Source organism: Stenotrophomonas sp. PD6, from assembly GCF_049199305.1.
Lineage (GTDB): Bacteria > Pseudomonadota > Gammaproteobacteria > Xanthomonadales > Xanthomonadaceae > Stenotrophomonas.
On record NZ_JBLZQD010000002.1, the window covers coordinates 256,700 to 279,879 of the forward strand.

The following is a 23,180-nucleotide window of genomic DNA, read 5'->3' on the forward strand; positions in this document are numbered from 1 at the left end:
CCTGATGACCGTTACCCACACGACCCTCCGTTTCGCGCGCCCGCTGCTGACCGTGGCGCTGCTCGCCGGCCTCTCCGGTGCCGCGTCGGCGCAGCAGGCACAGCTGCTGCCGCAGCAGCAGCGCATCACCGACGCCGCGATCCATGCCGACCACGCCACGTATGAAGCCACCCAGGGCCGCATCCAGGCGCTGGACGACGGCGGCCGGCCGATCCGCGATTACCACCTGTCCAAGGCGCAGTGCTGGCTGGACGTGTCGTTCCACGAGTACAGCCGCAACGACCGCAGCGATTTCCCGCAGGCGGCGCTGGGCGAATCGGAGCGGCTGATCGTCGGCATGGAGCAGGGCGCAAGCCCGCTGCCGACCGATACTCCGCTGGTGAACAACGCCAAGTACCTGCGCGACGACCTGTGGCAGCGCCTGCGCGTGCTGCACGGCAGCCCGGGGTTCGCCTGCGCCGCGCAGCAGGTGGCCTGTGGTGAAGTCGAGCTGGTGCATGCCGGCAACGAGTTCAACCAGCAGCAGTGGCGCCATTCCAAGCCGTACATCCAGATCGCCGAGGAGCTGGTCAACGACGCCGAGGCGCAGGCGCGCCAGTGCGACGTGGCACCGGCCGTGGTGGCGGCGCCGGGCCCGCTGGTGGCCAACGTGCTGTTCGAGTTCGACCGCGACGGCTACCGCGACATCCGCACCTACTCGCTGGAAAGCGTGGACCGCGCGTTGGCCAGCATTGCCGGCGAGAAACTGCAGCTGCAGGGCGTCACCCTGGTCGGCCATGCCGACCGCATGCAGGGGCGCGGCTTCGACGCGAACCAGTCGCTGTCGGAACGCCGCGCACGCACGGTGCGTGAACTGCTGATCGGGCGCGGCATCGACCCCGCCAAGGTGCGTTACGAATACCGCGGCGACACCCAGCAGGTACAGCAGTGCGACGGCGTGACGCCGCGTGCGGCGCTGCTCGAATGCCTGCTGCCCAACCGTCGGGTAGAGGTGCGGTTCAACGTCACGCGCTGACGCGCCCCGTCACGCCGTCCAGCGGATCGGGCGGCTGCCGCTCAACGTCACCCACCCGGCGGCCATCGCGTCGTCCGGGTGCGCCAACACCGCGTGCAGCGGCGGCGCACCGCCGCCGTGTTCGCCCCACACGCATGCCCAGGCATTGCGTCCGCTCTGGCGGGCGCCCTGCAGCGCCAGGTCGGCGGCGCGCAGGCTGTCTTCAAGCACGGCCGGCGCAGCGTCGAAGAACGGCAGCGGGGCCACCCCGATGCTCGCGCTGAGGGTCAGGTGCTGCCCCGGACCGATCTCCACCACCAGCCGCTCGATCGCCAGGCGCAGGTGGTTTGCCAGCGCCTGTGCGGCCTTTCCGCTGGTGTCGTGGCGGGCCACAAGGAAGCCGGCACCGTCCCGGCGCGACACCCGATCGTGGCGGTCGCAGGCCTGCTGCAGGCACGTGGCAACGGCATGCAGCACGCGATCACCGGCGCCCTGGCCATGACGGTCGTTGAGCTGTTTGAAATGGTCCAGTTCGATCAGCAGCAGCGCGCTGCGGCCTCGTTGCCGTGCCTGGGCCACATCGGCGTCGAGCAGGCGTTCCGCCTCGCGCCGGTTGACCAGCCCGGTCACGCTGTCGGTGCGGGTCAGCGCCGTGAGCTGGCGGCGCTGGTGGCGCAGCCGCAGCACGATCACCGTGGCGATCACCCAGACCGCCAGCAGCGCCGCGACCGCGCTGTTGCGCAGCAGGCGTACCCGGCCGAGGTCCTGCACCGCATTGACCTGGGCCGGGTCGATGCTGCGTTCGGCCGAGGCCTGCAAGCGCGCCAGCTCGGTAAGCGTTTCGTCCTTGCTGCGCGCCTGGTCCATCTCGCGGCCCAGCCGCGCATAGCGCAGCGCCTGCTCGCGGTTGCCCTGCAGCGTATGGATGTCGCCCAGCAGGTCCAGCCCGTTGCGGACCTCATCGGTGAACCGCCCGTGCTCGGCCAGTGTCTGCGCCTGGGTGGCCCGCGCGAGCGCCGTGGCGTCCTGCCCCTGGTCGATGGCCAGCCGTGCCAGCCGTTGCAGGGTGACCACCTGGCCCTGCGGATCCTGCACGGCCTGCCAGTCGAGCACGCCGCGGAACCCGGCCTCGGCCGCCTGCAGCTGCCCGCCCCGGCGCTGGATCTCGGCCCGATGGCTGGCGATGCGGTGCAGGAACACGTCCTGCCCGCTCAGCCGCGCCCCGATCGCCTCGGCACGCTTGAAGGCGGCGGCGGCCTCGTCATTGCGCTGCATCTGCAGCAGCCCGTAGCCGTAGTTGTAGTAGAGGATGAGGTCGTTCGGGTTCGGCGGCCGGTGCAGGTGTTCGCTGAGTGCGGTGGCCTTGCGCAGGTAGACCAGCGCCCCTTCCGCATCGCCCATCGCATCGCCACGGATCATCGCGATCTGCAGCAGCGCCGCGATCTGGCCCTGCACGTCGCGTTGGCGGACGGCGTCGTCGAGGAAGCTGCGGGTCAGCGCCAGTGCCTGGGCGTGGTCGCCACGCCACAGCAGCAGGTGCGAGGCCATCGACCGCGCCCGTAGCCGGTCCTCGGTGGTGGCGTCGGCACGGGCCGCCGCCGCAAGCAGGCGCTCGGGCAGCCCGGCGGTCTGGTCCAGCTGCCCCACGGCCCGCGAGGCGACGCCCAGGCATCCCACGGCGCCGATCTCGATCGAGGTGGGCAGCGAACGCGCCGCCAGCAGGGTGCGCGCCATCGTCAACGCGGCCTGCGGTTCACTGGTCAGCAGCGCGTGGCATTGTTCAACCTGTTCCATCCGCGGCGCGCCATCGAGCGGGCGTTGTGCCAGTGCGGGCAGGGCGGTCAGCGACAGCAGACAGGCAAGCGCAGGCAGTCCGCGCCGGACGAGCGACAACGTAATCATGGAGGCAACGACTTCCCCGGTCGGGTGCAGACTGATGACGGCGTGGCCGGTCCGGCGCCGGAGAGCCACGGCGGCGGTGCCCGGGACACGCGCTGCTAATATACCCGTGTTGCCGCCGAGCGCCGGCCTCACCCGCCGGATCCCGCCCCGCATGCCCGCCCCGCTGCCCCCCGCACCCGACGCCACCGCCGATTGCCCGCAGGGCCTGGGCAGGCGGACCGATGCCATGCTGCGTGGCCTGTTGCTGCTGGTGGCGCTCTACCACCCCCTGTTCGCCCTGTGGTTCGCGCTGCGCGCGGGCATGGGGCTGGACATGATGGTGCCCGGCATGGCGGTCTCGCACCTGCTGCTGTGCGTGCTGTGCCTGATCGAACACCGCGCCGGCCGTACCGTGCATGCCGCCGTGGTGTTCCTGGTGGGTGAGCTGCTGCTGCTGCTCCTGGCCTATGGCTACTGGGGGTTGGCCGCGCAACTGCGGGTGCAGATGATGCAGCTGGTGCCGGTGCTGCTGGTCGCGGCGCTGCTCGGCCGCCGCCCGCTGCGCTGGAGCACGGCGTGGGTGTGCGGGCTGATGGCGCTGGGGGCCTGGGGCGATGCGTCCGGGGCGCTGTTCCGCGCCGACCGCGTGCTGCATGCCACGACCGATCTGGCGATTTCCGCGGCGGGCGCGGTGATGACCGCCTGGCTGCTCCACCACAGCGTGACCGGCCTGCGCGAAAGCCTGTCGGTGGCGCAGCAGCGCAGCCAGGAGCTGGCCCGCAAGCGCGACGAGCTGCAGGTGGAGATGCAGGAACGCGAGCGCTCGCGCGACCAGCTGGTGCACGCCATGAAGATGGAGAACGTGGGCCGGCTTGCCAGTGGCATCGCGCACGACTTCAACCACCTGCTGGCGCTGATCCAGGGCTACGTGGCCAAGGCCCGCCGCAGCGAGGCCGACGAACTGCAGCACGCACTGCAGGGCGCGGACTCGGCAACGCGGCGGGCCAGCGCGGTCAGCCGCCGCCTGCTCGATTTCAGCCGCCTGGAACCCGGCCGGCCGCAGCTGCTCGACGCGGCTGCCACCGTCGCCGGCATGGCGCCGATGCTGCAGCAGGTCTTCGACGACGGGGTGCAGTTCGAGGTGGATACCGGCGGGGTGCAGTGCCTGATCCATTTCGACCCGGCACAGCTGGAATCGATCCTGCTCAGCCTGGCCGTGAACGCCAACCAGGCCATGCCCGGCGGCGGGCGCTTCACTCTCCGGCTGGAACAGCCGGTGCGCGATGGCGAGGTGGTCCTGCAGGTGGAGGACACCGGCCACGGCATGAGCGAGGCGGTGCGCGCGCGCTGCCTGGAGCCGTTCTTCACCACCAAGCCGGTCGGGCAGGGCACGGGTCTGGGGCTGGCGGTGACGGCCAGCCTGGTCGCCGCCGCCGGCGGAACGGTGCAGGTGCACAGCCGCCCCGGCGATGGCACCCGCCTGCATATCCACCTGCCGTCGCGCCCGATGGCGCGGGCGCCGGCCTGAGCGCGGCCGGGCGGGTGCGGGCCGAGCGGCTACACTGCGGGCTGATCTTGGGGAAAACTGCCCGTGGTTCCTAGCTGGATCCTGCTGCTGGTGTCGGTGGCCTATGCCGCGCTGCTGTTCGGCGTGGCCTGGTGGGGCGACCGCCGGCCGATGTACCCGGACCGCCCGTGGCTGCGCCCGGTGGTCTACAGCCTCGCGCTGGCCGTGTACTGCTCGTCGTGGACGTTCTACGGCGCGGTCGGCACGGCGGTGCGCAATGGCATCGGCTACCTGCCCATCTACCTCGGTCCGCTGCTGCTGTTGCTGTTCGGCTGGCGCATCATCGAGCGGCTGGCGCTGATCGCACGCAGCCAGAACGTGGTCTCCATCGCCGACTTCATCTCCTCGCGCTTCGGCCGCTCGCGCCGCCTGGCCGCGCTGGTGGCGGTGATCGCGCTGATCGGCATCATTCCCTACCTGGCGCTGCAGTACAAAGCGGTGGCGATGAGCCTGCAGGTGCTGACCGGCAACGTCGGCCCCACCGGCTACTTCAGCGACCCGGCGCTGTACGTCGCGCTGCTGATGGCGCTGTTCGCCACGCTGTTCGGTACCCGCCAGGTGGATGCCACCGAACACCACCACGGCATGATGCTGGCCATCGCGCTGGAGTCGATGATCAAGCTGATCGCGATGGTGGCACTCGGCCTGTTCGCCTACCTGTGGCTGTCCGACCGTGGCGAGACCGTGGTGCGCAGCGCGCGCACGCTGTTCACCGGCCTGCCGCCGGTGGGGTTCATCTCGCAGACGCTGCTCAGTTTCCTGGCGATCGTGTGCCTGCCGCGCCAGTTCCATGTGGCGGTGGTCGAATGCGGCGACGTGCGCGATGTGCGCCGCGCGCGCTGGATGTTCGGCGGCTACCTGATCGTGATCTCGGCGATGGTGATTCCCATCGCCACCGCCGGCGTGACCCTGTTCGGCACCGGCGGCAGCATCGCCGATGACAGCATGGTGCTGGCGCTGCCCTTGGCCGAAGGGCGCACGTTGCTGGCGCTGGTGGCCTACGTCGGCGGCTTCTCGGCGGCCACCGGCATGGTCATCGTGTCCTCCATCGCGCTGGCCACCATGGTCAGCAACGACCTGGTGATGCCGGTGCTGCTGCGCCGCAGTGGCGACCACCAGGAGGCCGCCGACGTCGCCTCGCGGGTGTTGTGGATCCGCCGCATGGCGATCCTGCTGCTGGCGCTGGCCGCTTACACCTATTACCGCGGCAGCAGCAACGACAGCACGCTGGCCTCCTACGGGTTGATGGCCTTCGCGGCCGTGGCGCAGTTCGCGCCGGGCCTGATCGGCGGCCTGTACTGGCGCGGGGCCAGCCGCAAGGGTGTTGAAGCGGGCATCCTGCTCGGCTTCGGCACCTGGATTTACACGCTGCTGCTGCCGGCGTTGACCCACGCCGGCTGGATGGATGCCGCATGGTTGACCGAAGGTCCCTTCGGGATCGAGTGGCTGCAGCCGCAGCGCCTGTTCGGCATGAGCGGCTGGGACCCGCTCACCCACGGCACATTCTGGTCGCTGCTGATCAATGCCGCCGCCATGCTGCTGGTGTCGGTACGCTGGCGGCCCGGCGTGGACGAACGCCTGCGCGCCGCCCCGTTCCTGGACCCATACGCAGAGCGCCCCTCCGTGGCCGGTGCATGGCCCGGCCATGTGCATGTCGGTGACCTGCTGGCGCTGGCGTCGCGGGTGGTGGGCGACCGCCACGCGCGCCGTTCGTTTTTCGAACAGGCGCAGTCGATGGGGCACGAACTGCAGGCATCGGCCGCCGCCGACCGTGCCTGGGTGCAGTTCACCGAACGCCTGCTGGCCGCGTCGATCGGTGCGGCGTCCGCGCGCCTGCTGCTGACCAGCCTGCTGCGGGGCTCGGGCATGGACCTGGGCGAAGTGGTCGCGGTGCTGGACGAAGCGGGGCAGGAGCTGCGCTTCAATCGCGAGATCCTGTCCACCACGCTGGAGAACATCAGCGCCGGGGTCAGCGTGGTCGATCCGGAGATGCGCCTGACCGCCTGGAACCGCCGCTACCAGCAGATGTTCGGCTACCCCGACGGCATGCTGTATGTCGGCCGGCCGGTGGCGGACCTGATCCGCTACAACGCCGAGCGCGGCGAACTGGGCGAGGGCGACATCGACCTGCAGATCAATCGCCGCATCGGTTACATGCGTGCCGGCTCACCGCACATCTTCGAGCGCACCCGCAGCGACGGCCGGGTGATCGAGATGCGCGGGCAGGCGCTGCCGGGCGGTGGCTATGTCACCAGCTACAACGACATCACCGACTACAAGCATGCCGAGACCGCGTTGCTGGAGGCCAACGAGACGCTGGAACAACGCGTGGCCGAACGCTCGCACGCCGCCGAGGCAGCGCAGCAGTCCAAGACCCGCTTCCTTGCCGCCATCAGCCATGACGTGCTGCAGCCCTTGAACGCGGCGCGGCTGTTCGCCTCGGCGCTGCGCGACAGCCACCACGACAACGACGAGCAGCGCCACCTGGCCGAGCGCGTGGATGCCTCGCTGCGCGCGGCCGAAGAGCTGCTCGATGGCCTGCTGGACGTGTCGCGGCTGGACGCCGGTGGCCTGCACCCGGTGATCGGCGACTTCGACGTGAGCCTGCTGATGCGCGAGCTTGCCGCGCAGTACTCGCCCGTAGCGGCCGGCCGCGGCCTGCGCCTGGACCTGTTCGCCCGCCCGGCATGGGTACGCAGCGACCGCCGCCTGCTTCGCCGGGTGCTGCAGAACTTCCTGGCCAACGCGCTGCGCTATACCCGCCAGGGCCGCATCGTGCTGGCGGTGCGCCACCGCCGCGACGAGATCGAGCTGCAGGTGTGGGACACCGGGCCGGGCATTCCCGAGCACCACATGCAGCAGATCTTCGACGAGTTCCATCGCTACCAGCAACCATTCGACTGGGGCGAACAGGGCCTCGGCCTGGGCCTGTCGATCTGCCAGCGCATCTCGCGCCTGCTCGACCACCGGCTCAATGCACGCAGCCGGGTGGGCAGTGGCAGCATGTTCTCCATCCTGCTGCCGCGCGCGGCGGTGCCCACGCTGCCGGCGGCGACCGCCAGCAATGCGGCCCCCGAGTGGGCCAACCGCTCCGATTCGCTGGCCGGCATGCGCGTGCTGTGCGTGGACAACGACCAGGAGATTCTCGACGGCATGCGCGCGCTGCTCGGCCGCTGGCAGGTGGAGGTCATCACGGCCAGCACTGTGGACCAGGCGCTGGAAGCGGTGGATGCGCAGCCGGACGTGATGCTGGTGGACTACCACCTGCATGACCGCATGGACGGACTGGACACGCTGGTGGCGCTGCGCGAGCGCGCAGGCCGTGAGATTCCCGGCGCGCTGCTGACCGCCGATGGACGCGACGAGCTCAAGCGCATGGCACGCGAGCGCGGCTACCGGTTGCTGACCAAGCCGATCAAGCCGGCCTCGCTGCGCGCGTTCCTGGCGGCATATTCCAGCCTGCCGGGCTGAAGCCGACAAGGGGCACGCAGGTGCGGGGCCTTGTCCATGCGCCTGCGCGCGGCCGCGCCGGATGCGCATCTGAAACGAAGCGCCACGGCGGCCTATGCTGGCCGCCACGCGCAACGCGCCATGCACTGCATCGGTCATGCCCAACATTCCCGTTCTGGCTTCTGCGGCTCCGGCGGCGCCGCCCCTGATCGAGTCGGCGCTACCTGCTGCGTCGGCTGCCCGCCGCGCCGCGCCCTGGTTGCGTTCGGTGTTGAATGTAGCGCCGCATTCCGCGCTGGCTGTGCCGGTCGCCGCCGGGGTGGGGGCAGGCGTGGGCGGCGCGCTGGCGCTGGTGTTCCAAGGCATCGGCAACCTGCTGCCGGGCACCGGGGTGGGTGCGCTGCTGGGCACCGGCTGGTTGTGCGCGCTGCGCAGCGTGTCGTATTCCGAGGATGCCGTGCAGATGCATCAGGCGCGCGTCCACGCGCTGAAGGACTACCCGGCGGTGCACGATCTGCTGAAGCGGGCAGATGCCTGCCTGCATGACGTCGCGGCCGTGAAGCGTCTGTCCGAGCGGGTGGATCGCGATGTTCGTGCCATGTGCGTTCGCTTCCAGCAGCACTGCGACGAGCAGGGGCTCAAGGTCGCGCCGCTGATGGAACAGGTGCTGCGCCACTTCTTCCTGCTGCACTGTAGCGACCGCGGCATCCTGGTGGTCAGTCGTGGCAGCACGCAGGAGTGTTACCTGGTGGCCGCACATGCGCAGGACCAGGAACCCATCCGCGCTGCGCTGAGCCGCAAGGGCGCGTCGCCCAGTGCCGTGCTGCGCAACCTGCGCTGTCCGTTCATCCGTGCGGATCTGGTGAACGAGCATGTACGCGGGGCCACCTCGTTCGAGATGGAGCGCGATGACGTGGAGTACATTCCCGCCGCGTCGTCGCGTACCGCCGCGTCGTCGCATGCGCCGGAGGAAGGCATTGCGGCAGTGGCGCCACGTCCGCGCCGGCGGCTTCCGCGCCCGCGCGACACGATCCTGGCGGCCCCTCGGGCCGCTGCCGGGCCCGGTGCCGTGTCCCCTGCACCGCGCGACATCGTGTGGGGGCAGATCCTCACCGACCAGATCGGCCAGCTGCCCGTGTCAGGCCGCACGCTGACCAAGCTCGCCGCGATCACCGAGGACCTGCAGGCCGGCCGCGTGTGCGGCAAGCCGGTGACGCTGCATGGCGTGCATTACAGCGCGAGCGACATCCAGCTCGAGGGTCTGAACGGCCGCAACCTGTGGCGTCTACTGCACCGGCGCACGCCCAACGGACATGAGCTGGTCGGTATCGTGGACTACCACGAGCCCCGCCGCGGCGGCAGCAGGACGCGCTGGTGGGAGCCCTGAGCGGCGCTTACGACGCGCCGTGCAGGTGCTCGAACAGGATGGTGGCACCGATGATGATCAGGATGACGCCACCCACGATCTCCGCGCGCTTGCCGACCATGCCACCGATCACCCGGCCCAGCATGATGCCGGCGGTGACCATGGCCAGCGTGCACAGGCCGATCACCAGCGCCATCACGCCGATATTCACGTCGAGGAAGGCCAGGCCGATGCCGACCGCCATGGCGTCGATGCTGGTGGCAAAGCCGGTCACGGCCAGCCGCCAGAAGCCGTGGTGCTTGTCGGCGTCTTCCGCGTCGCCTTCTTCGTCGGGGCGCACGCCATTGATGATCATGTGCACGCCGAGCGCGCCGAGCAGGCCGAACGCGATCCAGTGGTCGAAGGCCTCCACGTAGGAGGAGGCGGCGCGGCCCATCAACCAGCCGATGACCGGTGTGATCGCCTCGATGACGCCGAAGATCAGGCCGGCACGCAGGGCATCAACGAAACGCGGTTTGCGCATGGCGGCGCCTTTGCCGATCGCCGCAGCGAAGGCATCGGTGGACATGGCAAAGCCGATGAGGAGCATCGAAACAGGAGACATGGAAGGCACGGCAGGTTGGGCGATGTCGGACAACGGGCCGCGCTCGCGCCCAACCTGTCGTTGCGCGCGCGGACCGCTGGTCTCGCCAACCATCATGGCTGCCCGCACCACGGCGCACTGGCCGAGTATGTTGATACGGGCGTTTCCCTTCAGCAGGAAACAGGCTACTCCCCAAGGGGACGCGAAGCTTAGCACCGGCAATGCGCTTTACCGCCGAAATCAGCGAATTGCGCAGGGGATGCTGGGATGTATAGCTTCGGCTATAAGCCGAGGCGGGTAGAGCCGGGCTCTGCCCGGCAGCGTTTCAATGCAGCGGGGCAGAGCCCCGCTCTACGCTGTAGTGCCGGGCTCTGCCCGGCAGCTAGTCTTCTTCCGGCGGCAACACCAACGGCTCGTCGTCCAGCGTCAGCTTGCCCGCCATCAGCACCGCCTGGGTGCGGTTGGTCACGCCCAGCTTGCGCAGGATCGCGGTGACGTGCGCCTTGATCGTCGCCTCGGACACGTTGAGGTCATACGCGATCTGCTTGTTGAGCCGACCGGCACCGAGCATCTGCAGCACGCGGAACTGCTGCGGGGTGAGCTCGCGCAGGCGTTGACCCACCTCGCGCTCCTCGCGGCCGGTGGGCGGCACGTTGTGCGCCTCCGGCGGGGCCCAGGTCTCGCCGTCCAGGATCGTCGCCAGCGCATGGCCGATGGTGTCCGAGTCGGCCGACTTGGGAATGAATCCAAACGCGCCGTGGTCCAGCGCACGCCGCATCACGGTGGGTTCCTCGCGCGCGGACACCACCACCACCGGCAGCTGCGGGTGCAGGGCACGCATGTGCACCAGCGCGTTGAAGCCCTGTGCGCCCGGCATGTTGAGGTCCATCAGGACCAGGTCGGCGTCGGCATGCTGGTCGGCCAGCTGGTACAGCGCTTCCACGCTGTCGGCCTCGAACAGCAGCACGCCCGGCATCACGCGCTGTACCGCGCCGCGCAATGCTTCGCGGAACAGGGGATGGTCATCGGCAATCAGCAGGGTAGGCATGGGGGAGGTGGGGACCAATTACTTGACCTTGCGCTCTTCCACCAGCGACGCCACCACCGACGGATCGGCCAGGGTCGAGGTGTCGCCCAGCTGGTCGGGCGCGTTCTCGGCGATCTTGCGCAGGATGCGGCGCATGATTTTGCCCGAGCGCGTCTTCGGCAGTCCCGGCGCCCACTGCAGGTGGTCCGGCGAGGCGATGGGGCCGATTTCCTTGCGCACCCACGCCACCAGTTCCTTCTGCAGTTCGTCGCTCGGCGTCTCGTCGGCCACCAGGGTCACATAGGCGTAGATGCCCTGGCCCTTGATGTCGTGCGGGAAGCCGACGACGGCCGCTTCGGCCACCTTCGGGTGCGAGACCAGCGCGCTTTCCACTTCCGCCGTACCGATGCGGTGGCCGGACACGTTGATCACGTCGTCGACGCGGCCGGTGATCCAGTAATAGCCATCCTCGTCGCGTCGGCAACCGTCACCGGTGAAGTAGCTGCCCGGGTAGGTGCGGAAGTAGGTGTCGATGAAACGCTGGTGATCGCCGTAGACGGTGCGCATCTGGCCCGGCCACGAATCGCGGATGATCAGGTTGCCCTCGGTGGCGCCGTCCTTGATCTCGCCGTCGGCATTGACCAGCGCCGGCTGCACGCCGAAGAAGGGCAGGGTGGCCGAACCCGGCTTGAGATCGGTGGCACCGGGCAGCGGCGAAATCAGGATGCCGCCGGTCTCGGTCTGCCACCAGGTGTCCACGATGGGGCAGCGGCCATCGCCGACCACGTCGTAGTACCAGCGCCAGGCTTCCGGATTGATCGGCTCGCCAACGCTGCCGAGCAGGCGCAACGACGCACGCGAGGTGCGCTTGACCGGCGCTTCGCCCTCACGCATCAGCGCGCGGATCGCGGTCGGTGCGGTGTAGAAGATGCTTACCTGGTGCTTGTCGATCACTTCCCAGAACCGCGAGGTGTTCGGGAAGTTCGGCACGCCTTCGAACATCAGCGAGGTGGCGCCGTTGGCCAGTGGCCCGTACACGATGTAGCTGTGGCCGGTAACCCAGCCGACGTCGGCGGTGCACCAGTAGATGTCGTCCTCGCGCAGGTCGAACACCGCTTCATGGGTGTAGGCCGCGTACAGCAGGTAACCGCCGGTGGTATGCAGCACGCCCTTCGGCTTGCCGGTGGAACCGGAGGTGTAGAGGATGAACAGCGGATCCTCGGCGTTCATCCGCTCCGGCTCGCACTGCGCCGGCTGCGGGTCCACCACGTCGTGGAACCAGCGGTCGCGCGGGGCCTGCATGTCCACCGCGCCGCCGGTGTGGCGCACAACCAGCACGGTTTCCACCGTGGTGGTGCCGGGCAGCTTCAGCGCGGCGTCCACATTGGCCTTCAGCGGAATCCTGCGGCCACCGCGCAGGCCTTCGTCGGCGGTGATGATCAGCTTGCTGCCGCAGTCGATCACGCGGTCGGCAATCGAGTTCGGCGCGAAGCCACCGAACACCACCGAGTGGATGGCACCGATGCGCGCGCAGGCCAGCATGGCCACGGCGGCATCGACGATCATCGGCAGGTAGATGGTGACCCGGTCGCCCTTCTTGACGCCCAGGTTGCGCAGCGCGTTGCCGAGCCGGCAGGTGCGCTCATACAGCTCGCGGTAGGTGACGCCCTGCGCGGGTGCATCCGGGCTGTCCGGTTCGAACAGCAGGGCGACCTTGTCGCCGCGCTTTTCCAGCTGGCGGTCCAGGCAGTTCACGCTGGCGTTGAGTTCGCCATCCTCGAACCACTTGATGCGGAAATCGTCGAGCTGGTAGCTGACGTTGCGGATCGTGGACGGCTTCTTGTACCAGTCCAGCCGCTCGGCGGCCTTGCCCCAGAACGCGTCGGGGTTGTCCACCGATTCGCGGTAGAGCTGCTGGTAAGTGTTCTTGTCAATGCGCGCCTTGGCGGCAACGTCCGCCTTGACGGGGTAAAGATCGGCCATGGCACCCTCACTTGCACTAGGACTGGGTTGTGCGATCGCAGCATAACCCGCGATTCATCCCCCTCAGTTTGCCGCATCCACCGGGTCGCGCGGTATCGGGATGGTTAGACCATGGTCGTACCGGGGTGCCGCGCGTTCCCTCCCCGGTAGGTCACGACCGTTGGTCGTGACCGTCAGCCGTGACCGCGGGTTCGACCAATGGCCAATAGCGGGGTGCGTCAGCCTGCCGCACGCTCGGCTCGACCGTGACCCCACACGCGGCGATCACTTTGCCACCCGGGAGAGAGGGCAACATGAGTACCCGTATGTTGAAGACCATGCGCAAGCCGTTGGCGACCTGCCTGTTGGTCGCGCTGGTGGCGCCAGGCATGGCGTTTGCAGACACCGCCAAAGAGAAGCAGCTGGAAGCCCGCGTCGCCGAACTGGAGCGCCAGGTCCAGCTGCTGCTGTCCACCACGCAACAGCAACAGAGCCAGATCAGCCAGGCGCAGACCGATGTGACCGCGGTGAAGACGGTGCAGGCGCAACAGCCTGCCCTCGCCACCGTGCCGGCCGGCAAGCAGCCGATCCAGGTCACCACCATCACCCCGGGCGCCGCGCCGGGCACCACGGTCAAGATCGGTGGCTTCATCAAGGCCGACTTCCTGCTCACCCAGACCGGCGATGGCCAGCTGGCCGACGACGCCACCGGCCGCGCGCTGTACCTGCCGGGCCAGACCCCGGTTGCCGGTGCCGGCGGCAGCGGCGAGCGTTCGGATGTGGACTTCAACGCCCACGCCAAGTTCTCGCGCTTCAACCTGGGCATCGACAACGTGTCGGACAAGGGCAACAAGTCCGGTGCGTTCTTCGAGATGGACTTCTTCGGCAACTCGCTGGGCAACCAGACCGCCACCAATACCTATGGCGTGACCCTGCGCCACGCGTACATGTACTGGAACAACTGGATGGCCGGCCAGACCTGGTCGAACTTCATGGACGCCGCGTCGCTGCCGGAAGCGGTCGACTTCGTCGGTCCCACCGACGGCGTGCTGTTCGTCCGCCAGGCCCAGGTCCGCTACACCCAGGGCGGCTTCAGCGTCGCGCTGGAAAACCCGGAAACCACCGTGCTCACCGGCACCCGCAACCCGATTACCGGTGCGTGGACCAACGTGGCCAGCAACAGCGACCGCGGTTCCCTGCCGGACCTGACCCTGCGTTACGGCTGGAAGGGCGACTGGGGCACCTTCGGTGTCGGCGGTATCGTCCGCCAGCTCAAGGTGGACAACCAGACCACCGGTGCCGATGCAGACAAGATCGGCGGCGGCCTCACCCTCGGCGGCAAGTGGGTGATGGGCAGCAGCGACCAGCTGCACTACCAGATCAGCGGCGGTGAAGGCATCGCACGCTACGTGGGCCTGGGTGTCACCGCGGACACGGCCTACGACGTGGCCCGCGACGAACTCAACCCGACCGGCGTGCTGGCCGGCTATGTCGGCTGGCGCCACGCCTTCAGCCCGAAGCTGCGCACCAACCTGATCTACGCGCGCAGCGACTACGACAACGACAGCGTGCTCGGGCCGCTGGTCACCAAGAGCGTGCAGAGCATCCGCGGCAACATCTTCTACACGCCGATGCCCAAGGTCGATATCGGCGCGGAGTACATGTACGGCGTGCGCGAGATCGAGGACGGGCGCAAGGGCGACATCAACCGCGTGCAGTTCACCACCAAATATAGTTTTTAAATGAGTGCCGACCAACGGTCGGCGCTACCGGACGACAACACGAACGCCGGCACACAGTCGGCGCTACCAATGATTGCTTCGGAGGGGAAGCGTCCCATGTCAACAACACCTGTACCTGCAAAAGCAGAACTCACCCAGGGGCACAAGAAGGTCATCTTCGCGTCCAGCCTGGGCACCGTCTTCGAGTGGTACGACTTCTTCCTGTACGGCTCGCTCGCGGCCATCATCGCCAAGCAGTTCTTCAGCGGGGTCAATGAAACCACGGGCATGATCTTCGCCCTGCTGGCGTTCGCGGCCGGCTTCTTCGTGCGTCCGTTCGGCGCGGCCTTCTTCGGCAGCCTCGGCGACCGTATCGGCCGCAAGTACACCTTCCTGGTCACGATCCTGATCATGGGCATCTCGACCTTCCTGGTCGGCGTGCTGCCCAACTACGCATCCATTGGTTTTGCCGCTCCGGTGATCCTGATCGTGCTGCGCCTCGCCCAGGGCCTGGCCATGGGCGGCGAGTACGGTGGCGCGGCGACGTACGTTGCCGAACATGCACCGGCCGACAAGCGCGGCCTGTACACCAGCTTCATCCAGTGCACGGCCACGCTGGGCCTGTTCATGTCGCTGCTGATCATCCTCGCTTGCCGCTACTTCCTGGGCAACGAGGCGTTCGAGGCATGGGGCTGGCGCATTCCGTTCCTGGTGTCCATCGTCCTGCTCGGCATCTCGGTGTGGATCCGCCTGCAGCTGAGCGAGTCGCCGCTGTTCCAGCAGATGAAGGCCGAAGGCAAGGGCTCCAAGACCCCGTTCCGTGACAGCCTCAAGGACGGCAACCTCAAGCTGATGCTGCTGGTCCTGCTCGGCGCCGCGGCCGGCCAGGCGGTGGTGTGGTACGGCGGCCAGTTCTACGCGCTGTTCTTCCTGAGCAGCATGCTCAAGGTCGATGCCACCACCTCCTACCTGCTCATCGCCGGCGCACTGGCCCTGGGTACGCCGTTCTTCATCTTCTTCGGCTGGCTCTCCGACCGGATCGGTCGCAAGAAGATCATCCTGGCGGGCTGCCTGCTGGCGGCAGTGACCTACATCCCGGTGTTCAAGGGCCTGACCCACTTCGCCAACCCGGCCATCGAAGAGGCCCGCAGCAGCTCGCCGGCCCTGGTCAATGCCGATCCGAACACCTGCTCGTTCCAGTTCGATCCGGTGGGCCTGCGCAAGTTCACCAGCTCCTGCGACGTGGCCACCGCCGCGCTGACCAAGGCGGGCGTGCCGTATGACGTCAAGCCGGCACCGGCCGGTTCGCTGGCGGTTGTCAACGTGGGTTCGGCCAACGTCGCCTCGTACGAGGCCGCGGGTCTGACCAAGGAAGAAGGCAAGGCCAAGGCGGACGCGTTCGGTGCCGAGCTGAAGACCGCACTGACCGGCGCCGGGTACCCGGCCAAGGCCGACAACGCGCGCATCAACATCATCGGCACCATTGCGATGCTGTGGATCCTCGTACTGTACGTGACCATGGTGTACGGGCCGATCGCCGCCTACCTGGTCGAGCTGTTCCCGACCCGCATCCGCTACACCTCGATGTCGCTGCCGTACCACATCGGCAACGGCTGGTTCGGTGGCTTCCTGCCGGCGATCTCGTTCGCACTGGTGGCCGGCACCGGCAACCTGTACTACGGCTTGTGGTACCCGATCATCATCGCGCTGATGACGGTCGTGGTCGGCGGCCTGTTCCTGCATGAAACCAAGGGTGTGGACATCACCAAGTAACGCGGTGATGGCGTGAACAAGAAGGGCCGTGGCATTGCCACGGCCCTTTTCGTTTGGGTCCGCGAAGACACGCATGGCGTGTCGCTACATCGACGCGTAGGGGCACGCCATGCGTGTCTTCGCGGTGCCGGACGCCGCCGTTGGTATATTCCCGACATGACCCTTCCCCACACCGACCCCGCCGCACTTCCCGCGATCCTGCACACGCTGCGCAGCGCCTGGCAGGCCAACCGGCCGTCGCTGGAGCAGCGCCGCAGCGACCTGCAGCGCCTGCGCGCCGCGCTCAAGCCGCGCCTGCCGCAGATGGCCGAGGCCATCGCCACCGATTTCGGCCACCGCGCTACCTATGAGTCGCTGATCGCCGACGGCATGACCGTGCTCAACGAGATCGACCACCTGCTGGGCCAGTTGCGCGGCTGGATGCGCCCGCGCCGGGTGTCGGTCGGCTGGCGGTTCTGGCCGGCACGGGCGCAGACCCGGCCGGTGCCGCTCGGCGTGGTGGGGGTGATCTCGCCCTGGAACTACCCGGTCAACCTGGCGCTGATCCCACTGGCAACCGCCATTGCGGCCGGCAACCACGTCATCCTCAAGCCGTCCGAACACACCCCGCGCACCAGCGCGTTCCTGCACGACCTGCTGGGCGAGGTGTTCCCGGCCGACCGGGTGGCGGTGGTGCAGGGCGATGGCGAACTGGCCAGCGCGCTGTCCGGCTCGCCGCTGGACCACCTGGTGTTCACCGGCTCCACCGCGACCGGCCGCAAGGTGATGGCCGCCGCCGCGCAGCACCTGACCCCGCTCACGCTGGAACTGGGCGGCAAGTCGCCGGCCATCGTCTGCAGCGACTACCCGCTGGACAAGGCCGCCGCGCGGCTGGCCACCGGCAAGTGGTTCAACGCCGGGCAGACCTGCATCGCGCCCGACTACGTGCTCGTCGACGGGCGCCGCCAGCGCGAGCTGGTGCAACAGCTGCAGACCCAGGTGCGCGAACGCTACGGCGATTTCAGCAACGCCGACGATTACACCCGCATCATCCACGAGGGCCAGTACCAGCGCCTGATCGGCTACCTGGCGCAGGCGCGCGAACGCGGCGTGCCGGTGATCGAACTGGCCAGCATCGATCCCGAGCGCGCGCGCCGCGAGCGGCTGATCGTGCCCACCATCGTGCTCGACCCCCCGGCAGATCTGGACCTGATGCAGGAAGAAATCTTCGGCCCGATCCTGCCGGTATGCGCCTACCCCGACCTGGAGGAGGCGCTGGAGGCGGTGCAGGGGCGCGACCGCCCGCTGGCGCTGTACGTCTTCAGCCAGCAGCGCGACGTGGTGGAACGCGTCCTCGGCACCGTCGTGGCCGGGGGCGTCACCGTCAACGACACCCTGCTGCACTTCGCCATCAACGGCCTGCCGTTCGGCGGCGTCGGCCCCAGCGGCATGGGCGCGTACCACGGCCGCGCCGGCTTCGACGCCATGAGCAAGCAGCTGCCGATCCTGTGGCAGTCGCGATGGGCGGCCAGCGACCTGCTCAAGCCGCCGTACTCGAAAATCGCCGGGCTGTTGAAGGCGATGGTCCGATGAGGCATTGACCCGGTCGCGATGCAGCTGCCAGAAACGTGCCTTGGCCAGCACGCAGTCGATGCGGTGCAGTGCACCAGCCATGCCCAGCAGCTGTCCGTACGCCAGCTGACAGTCCCGCAGCGGCTGGGCGAGGGCGTCGTTCTGCCAGTGGACGTGCGGCCAATCGGGTTGTTGCCAGATCCAGCGGGGCGCGGTCATGGGCTGCCTCGGGCGATGGTGAGCCGAATAAACACGCTAATCGGCTCATACGCCAGCGCCCCTCGCTCCAACCCGACCGGTCAGTCGCCCAGTACGCCGCTCACGCCCATGTACACGCCCGTGCCGTCGCCACTCTTGGAGAAGCCGCCTTCCAGGCTCCAGCGGCCGGTTCCGGCGGTGTAGCGGGTGCTGATGCCCACTGCGCCCTGCGACTTGTAGCCGGCTGCGCCCACCGCGTAGGTGGTCTTGCCCGGCACATACGGTGCTTGGCGAGCGGCCAGGGCGGTGGCGACACCGGCCTGCATGTCGCGCTCCAAGCCGTCAATCCGGTTCGACAGGCTGGCGTTGCTGAACTTGTTGTCGCGGTTCAGCGTCCAGTCGTACATCTGGCTGCCGTTGATCGCATCGGTGCTGCCGGCGGCGACGCGGCCGCTGGCCACATTGCTCATGGTCACCGGCGTGCCCTGGCCCAGCGTGACCTGGTTGTAGTTGGTGCTGCCATCGGCATTCTGGTCATAACGCACCGATTGCTTCAGCTGCGCCATGTTCACCGCGTCGGTGTCCTGCGTACCGGCGGCAACGTTGGCTACCTGGCGTTCGCTGCCCTGCGAGCCCACCGACACCGCGTTGTCACGATCAGCCACCGAGCCATTCCCCAAGGCCACCGAGTTCTTGCCCGTCGCCTTGCTGCTGTTGCCCAGCGCGGTGCTGTTGTTGCCCGCAGCCTCCGAGGCATTGCCCACCGCGAGCGCATCGCTACCCGCCGTTGAGGCCACCTTCCTGGCGCCATCGTCGACATTGGCGCTGACCAGGCCGCTGTCGCTGAAGCCACCACTGGTGATGGCGTTCTCCAGGTGGGTGACACGGTTGTCCAGGCCGCCGACATCGTTGCTGACGTTGGTGATCTGGTTGGTGATGTCGGCCAGATTCCCGCCCATGCCATCCATGCCGTTCTTCAGGCTGGCGATGTCGCTGCTGTTCTGGCTGGTGCGGCCATCCAGGTTGCCGATGGCATCGCCGACAGTGTTCACCGTCGTACCGCCCACGGAATAGCTGGGCGCCGTGATCGTGCCATTGGCGTTTACCGCCGAACCACCGCCCAGATTGTTTGCGATGGACTGGCTCACGGCATACAGCTGCGAACCGTTGATCGCCTGCCGGCTGGACGCGTTGACCGCGCCGGCCGCCACGCCTTCCAGCACCCGCGCACCGGCGGTGCCGTTGAAGTTCACCGTCGCGCCGTCCTTGCCCTTGGCAACGGTAATCACGCGGCTGTCTTCATCTTGCTGCACCAGCCCGATCTCGCCATTAGCCAGGCTCTCGCTGAGGTTGGTGATGGCCGTGGTGTTGGTGGTGGTGCGCGCATCGATGTTGGTGATGGCGTCCCCTACGTTGTGCACGGTGGTGCCGCCGGTACCGTCGGCATCCTTGTCCACCCGATAGCTCGGGCCGGTGATGCTGCCATCGGTATTGACCGAGGCATCGCCGCCCAGGCCGGCCACGACGCCCTTGAGCTGCGCGACATTCACCGCGTCTGCATCTGCGCCGCCTGCCTTCACGCCGGTCAGGGTGCGCGCGCCTTCGTTGCCGGTGAAGTCCACCACCGTGCCGTCCTTGTCGGAGGCCACCGTGATCCGCTTGCTGGTCGCGTCCTGCCGCACCAGGCCGACTTCGCCGTTGTTGAGGCCGTTGGTGATATTCGTTTCCACGGTGGTGACACGGCTGTCGAGATTGGTGATGGCCGTGGTGTGGCTGTTGATCGTCGTGGTATTGCCTTCCACGGTGGTCTGCAGCGTGTTGAGGTTGGTGGTGTTGCCCGCCACGCGGGTATCCAGCTGGCTGATCGCATTGCCGACGCCGGTTGCCGTCGTGGCGTTGCCATCGGCACCGGTCAGGGTGTAGACCGGTGCGGTGAGCGTGCCCTCGGTGTTCACCACCGAACCGCCGCCCAGGCTGGTCGCCACCGACTGGCTCACGCCATGCAGCTGGGCACCGTTGACTGCCTGCAGGCTGGACGCGTTGACCGCGCCGGCCGCCACGCCTTCCAGCACACGTGCGCCTTCGTTGCCGGTGAAGTCCACCACCGTGCCGTCCTTGTCGGAGGCCACCGTGATCCGCTTGCTGGTCGCGTCCTGCTTCACCAGGCCCACTTCGCCATCAGCAAGGCTCTGCGTCAGGTTGGTGATGCTGGTGGTATGGCCTTCCACGGTCGTCTGCAGGGTATTGATGCTGGTGGTGTTCCCTGCCACGGTCGTCTGCAAGGTGCTGATACTGTTTTCAGCCGTACCCAGGCGGGCATTGGTCGCGAACAGCTGCGAACCATTCACCGCGTCGGTGCTGAGCGCGGACAGCGAACCTGCGGTCACGCCGGTCACCGTGCGGCTACCCGCCGTGCCCGCCACGCTTACGGCGGCGCCATCGGTATCCTTGCCGACCGTCAGGCTCGCACCTGCCGCAGACTGCTGCACCAGGCCGGCCTTGCCGGTCTTCAGGTTGTTGATGTCGCCGGTGTTGGTGGTGATGTTGGTGGCGTTGGTCGTGACGCGGCCATCAAGGCCGGTGATCGCCGAACCGACGTTGTTGTACGTCGTTCCGCCGACCGAATAGCTCGGTGCGCCGAGCGTGCCGTCCGCGCCGTAGCTCGCGCCACCGCCCAGTGCCGCCGCCGTGCTGGTGCCGATGTTCGCGGACTTCACGGCTTCGGACTGCAACTGGCTCACATTCACCGCGTCCGTCGCCGCCGAACCCGCCGCAACATTGGTCAAGCGCCGTTCCGCGCCCGCCGCGCCGACAGACACTTCGCCATTCGCCGCCGAAGCCGTGCCAGCCAGGACGCTCGACCCCGGGTTGTAGCCCGCGGCCGTCAGATCGGCGGTGGTGGTGGAGCCGGCACCCAGCGCCACCGAATTGTCTGCCGAGGCCCAGCTGCTGGCGCCAACAGAAACCGCATTGGTCGCCGTGGCACGGCTGTCGGTGCCGATCGCGATCGAATCCGTACCCGTGGCCTGGGTGTTGTCGGTGGTGTTCTGCAGGGCGTCGAGATTGAGCGTCGCGGTCCGGGCCGAACCCAGCGCGATCGCGCGGGTGCCGCTGGCCGTGGCCGAGGTACCGATGGCGTTGGCATCGGTGCCGTTCGCGGTGGAGGCAGCACCGATTGCATTGGCGCGCTCCACGGTAGCCGCCGAGAACGAGCCGATCGCCAGCGACTGCGTGCCGCCGGCATAGGCTGCGGTGCCCGCAGCAAGGGCATTGCGAGCGGCCGCGGTGCTGTGCACGCCCAGCGCCGCACCGCCGATGGCCGATGCGCTGGCATAGCCGCCCAGCGCCGTGCCACCGGCACCGGTGACGCTGGAATTGGCACCCAGCGCCACATTCGATGCGTTCTGCGTAACACCGTCCACGATGTCCACACCCAGGCCATCGGTGCGGCGATTGCCGCGGCCCGCGATGTTCCACGTCGCCAGGCCCGCTACGTCCGTACCCACCCGGCTCTGGAAGCCGATTGCGACGCTGTTGTTGCCCCAAGCGAGGCTTTCGGCGCCGTACGCGGTCGCGCCGGTGTTCATTGCCGTGGAGCGCGCGCCCGAAGCCGTTGCATCAATGCCGTTGGCAATGCTGGACTGACCCAACGCCACTGCGCCGGTGCTCGTGGCCGCGCTTGAGGTGCCGAGTGCCATGCCGCCAACGCCGTCGACCGTCGCCTTGTAGCCCAGTGCCAGTGCCTGGTTCGACTTGGCGATGGCGCCTTCGCCTACCACTACGGCGTAATTGACCGCGTCGGCCGCCGCCATGGTCGACGAGACCTTCAGGCCGTTGATGGAGGCCGTGGCGCCGTTACCGACCACAATGCTGCCCGAGGTGCTCGCGTCCTTGCCGATGGCGATGCCGTAGCCGGAAGCGCCCGTTGCCCTGACCAGCGACCCGCTGCCGATGGCGATGGACGCGTTGCCGTCGGAATAGCTGCTCGTGCCCATGGCGATGGCGTTGCTGCTCACCGCCTGCGTGCTGGTGCCGATGGCGATGGCGTCCGTACCGGTGGCCTGGGTGTTGTCGGTGGTGTTCTGTTGCGTATCGGTATTGAGCGTCGCGGTTCGGGCCGAACCCAGCGCGATCGCGCGGTCGCCGCTGGCCGTCGCCGAGGTACCGATGGCGTTGGCGTCCACGCCGGATGCGGTGGACGTGGTACCGATCGCGATCGCACGGTCTACGGTTGCCGCAGAGAACGAGCCGATGGCGGTCGACTGCAAGCCCGAGGCATACGCCGCCGAACCCTGCGCGATGGCGTTGCGGCCGGCTGCGTTGCTGTGGGCGCCAACGGCGATCGCTCCCACGCCACCCGTGGTCGCGTAGCTGCCCAGTGCGGTGCCGGTCTGGGCGCCCGTGTTGGCACCCGCACCCACAGCAACACTGGCAGCGAGGGCCGTGCTCGAGGTGATGTTCATCCCCAAGCCATCGGTACGGCGGTTGCCGAGGTTGCCGATGGCCCAGACATTGCCCGCTGCGGTGGCGTTGAAACCGATCACCGTGTTGGCGCCGCCGCTGGCGGTGCTGCCGGCACCATACGCGGTTGCACCGGCGTAGGTTGCGCTGGAACCCGCGCCAGCGGCCGTCGTATCGGTCGTGGTCGCGATGGCATCTGCAGTCTTCGTGCCGCTCTGCGCCTGGATGGGCGCGGTGATCGGTGCGGCCCCCGCGGTGCTCAACAGCAGCAGGCTGCCGCCCAGCACTGCCAACAGCGCCACTGCCTTCGCGCCGCCGCCGCCCACCTTGGCTCCGCCCGACCGCGCGTGCTCGGACGCCACCACCAGCTGGCCGAGTTTCCGGTTCCAAACCTTACTGAATATCTTGTTCATGTGCGCGCTCTGCTGGCGGTCCAGCGATGGGGGTATTGGTCGGCGCGCATTCTCTGTAGTCCCACTGCAGGGCGACATCAGACGCTTCTGAATTAGCCGAAAACAACGGATTCACCCAAGCGCCACCTACCTGTCGCGCTGACGGGCGAAACGTCCTGAAAGCGTTTTCCTCGCCCGTGGTGGATAACCGGACCCTTCCGTTGCGCGACGCACGGGGCGGGCGGCGCCCAGCG

General features: G+C 68.3%; 12 protein-coding genes and 1 pseudogene. 7 read left to right on the top strand and 6 right to left on the bottom strand.

Features of this window, described 5'->3' with window-relative positions; genetic code table 11:
• Positions 1-4: 4 nt before the first annotated feature.
• The gene (locus ACOZHM_RS03985; protein WP_421567662.1) at positions 5-1,015 is read left to right on the top strand and encodes an OmpA family protein; all 1,011 of its coding nucleotides are present in this window, start codon (positions 5-7) and stop codon (positions 1,013-1,015) included.
• Between the two features lie 9 nt (positions 1,016-1,024).
• On the opposite strand, the gene ACOZHM_RS03990 is transcribed toward ACOZHM_RS03985, so the two are convergent.
• Positions 1,025-2,896: a diguanylate cyclase gene (locus ACOZHM_RS03990; RefSeq protein WP_421567663.1), complete on the bottom strand. Its 1,872-nt coding sequence runs from the start codon at positions 2,894-2,896 to the stop codon at positions 1,025-1,027.
• Between the two features lie 151 nt (positions 2,897-3,047).
• Between ACOZHM_RS03990 and ACOZHM_RS03995 the strand changes: the two genes are divergently transcribed.
• The 3 genes from ACOZHM_RS03995 to ACOZHM_RS04005 all read left to right on the top strand — a co-directional run bounded on the left by ACOZHM_RS03995 (position 3,048) and on the right by ACOZHM_RS04005 (position 9,279).
• Positions 3,048-4,403 carry a sensor histidine kinase gene (locus ACOZHM_RS03995; RefSeq protein WP_421567664.1) on the top strand — a complete coding sequence of 452 codons (1,356 nt, stop codon included), beginning with the start codon at positions 3,048-3,050 and terminating at the stop codon, positions 4,401-4,403.
• A gap of 63 nt (positions 4,404-4,466) precedes the next feature.
• The gene (locus ACOZHM_RS04000; protein WP_421567665.1) at positions 4,467-7,913 is read left to right on the top strand and encodes a NahK/ErcS family hybrid sensor histidine kinase/response regulator; all 3,447 of its coding nucleotides are present in this window, start codon (positions 4,467-4,469) and stop codon (positions 7,911-7,913) included.
• 136 nt (positions 7,914-8,049) lie between these two features.
• Positions 8,050-9,279, top strand: a complete 1,230-nt coding sequence (locus ACOZHM_RS04005; protein ID WP_421567666.1) for a hypothetical protein — start codon at positions 8,050-8,052, stop codon at positions 9,277-9,279.
• A 7-nt stretch (positions 9,280-9,286) separates the two neighbouring features.
• Here ACOZHM_RS04005 and mntP read toward each other — a convergent pair whose 3' ends face one another.
• From mntP to acs, 3 genes are all read right to left on the bottom strand, one after another.
• Positions 9,287-9,862: a manganese efflux pump MntP gene (mntP, locus tag ACOZHM_RS04010; protein ID WP_421567667.1), complete on the bottom strand. Its 576-nt coding sequence runs from the start codon at positions 9,860-9,862 to the stop codon at positions 9,287-9,289.
• 361 nt (positions 9,863-10,223) lie between these two features.
• Positions 10,224-10,889, bottom strand: a complete 666-nt coding sequence (locus ACOZHM_RS04015; RefSeq protein ID WP_421567668.1) for a response regulator transcription factor — start codon at positions 10,887-10,889, stop codon at positions 10,224-10,226.
• Positions 10,890-10,907: 18 nt separating this feature from the next.
• Entirely contained in the window at positions 10,908-12,851 is a 1,944-nt protein-coding gene (gene acs, locus ACOZHM_RS04020) for an acetate--CoA ligase (RefSeq protein WP_421567669.1), read from the bottom strand.
• A gap of 293 nt (positions 12,852-13,144) precedes the next feature.
• Between acs and ACOZHM_RS04025 the strand changes: the two genes are divergently transcribed.
• The 3 genes from ACOZHM_RS04025 to ACOZHM_RS04035 all read left to right on the top strand — a co-directional run bounded on the left by ACOZHM_RS04025 (position 13,145) and on the right by ACOZHM_RS04035 (position 17,896).
• Positions 13,145-14,572: a DcaP family trimeric outer membrane transporter gene (locus ACOZHM_RS04025; RefSeq protein ID WP_421567670.1), complete on the top strand. Its 1,428-nt coding sequence runs from the start codon at positions 13,145-13,147 to the stop codon at positions 14,570-14,572.
• 96 nt (positions 14,573-14,668) lie between these two features.
• A complete protein-coding gene (locus ACOZHM_RS04030) occupies positions 14,669-16,324 on the top strand; it encodes an MFS transporter (RefSeq protein ID WP_421567671.1) in 1,656 nt (551 codons plus the stop codon).
• Positions 16,325-16,480: 156 nt separating this feature from the next.
• The gene (locus ACOZHM_RS04035; RefSeq protein ID WP_421567672.1) at positions 16,481-17,896 is read left to right on the top strand and encodes a coniferyl aldehyde dehydrogenase; all 1,416 of its coding nucleotides are present in this window, start codon (positions 16,481-16,483) and stop codon (positions 17,894-17,896) included.
• 78 nt (positions 17,897-17,974) lie between these two features.
• On the opposite strand, the pseudogene ACOZHM_RS04040 reads toward ACOZHM_RS04035, so the two are convergent.
• Positions 17,975-18,094 (bottom strand): annotated as a pseudogene (locus tag ACOZHM_RS04040) (DUF4172 domain-containing protein); the annotation flags it as partial.
• Positions 18,095-18,174: 80 nt separating this feature from the next.
• Positions 18,175-22,947: an ESPR-type extended signal peptide-containing protein gene (locus ACOZHM_RS04045; RefSeq protein ID WP_421567673.1), complete on the bottom strand. Its 4,773-nt coding sequence runs from the start codon at positions 22,945-22,947 to the stop codon at positions 18,175-18,177.
• Between the last annotated feature and the right edge of the window lie 233 nt (positions 22,948-23,180).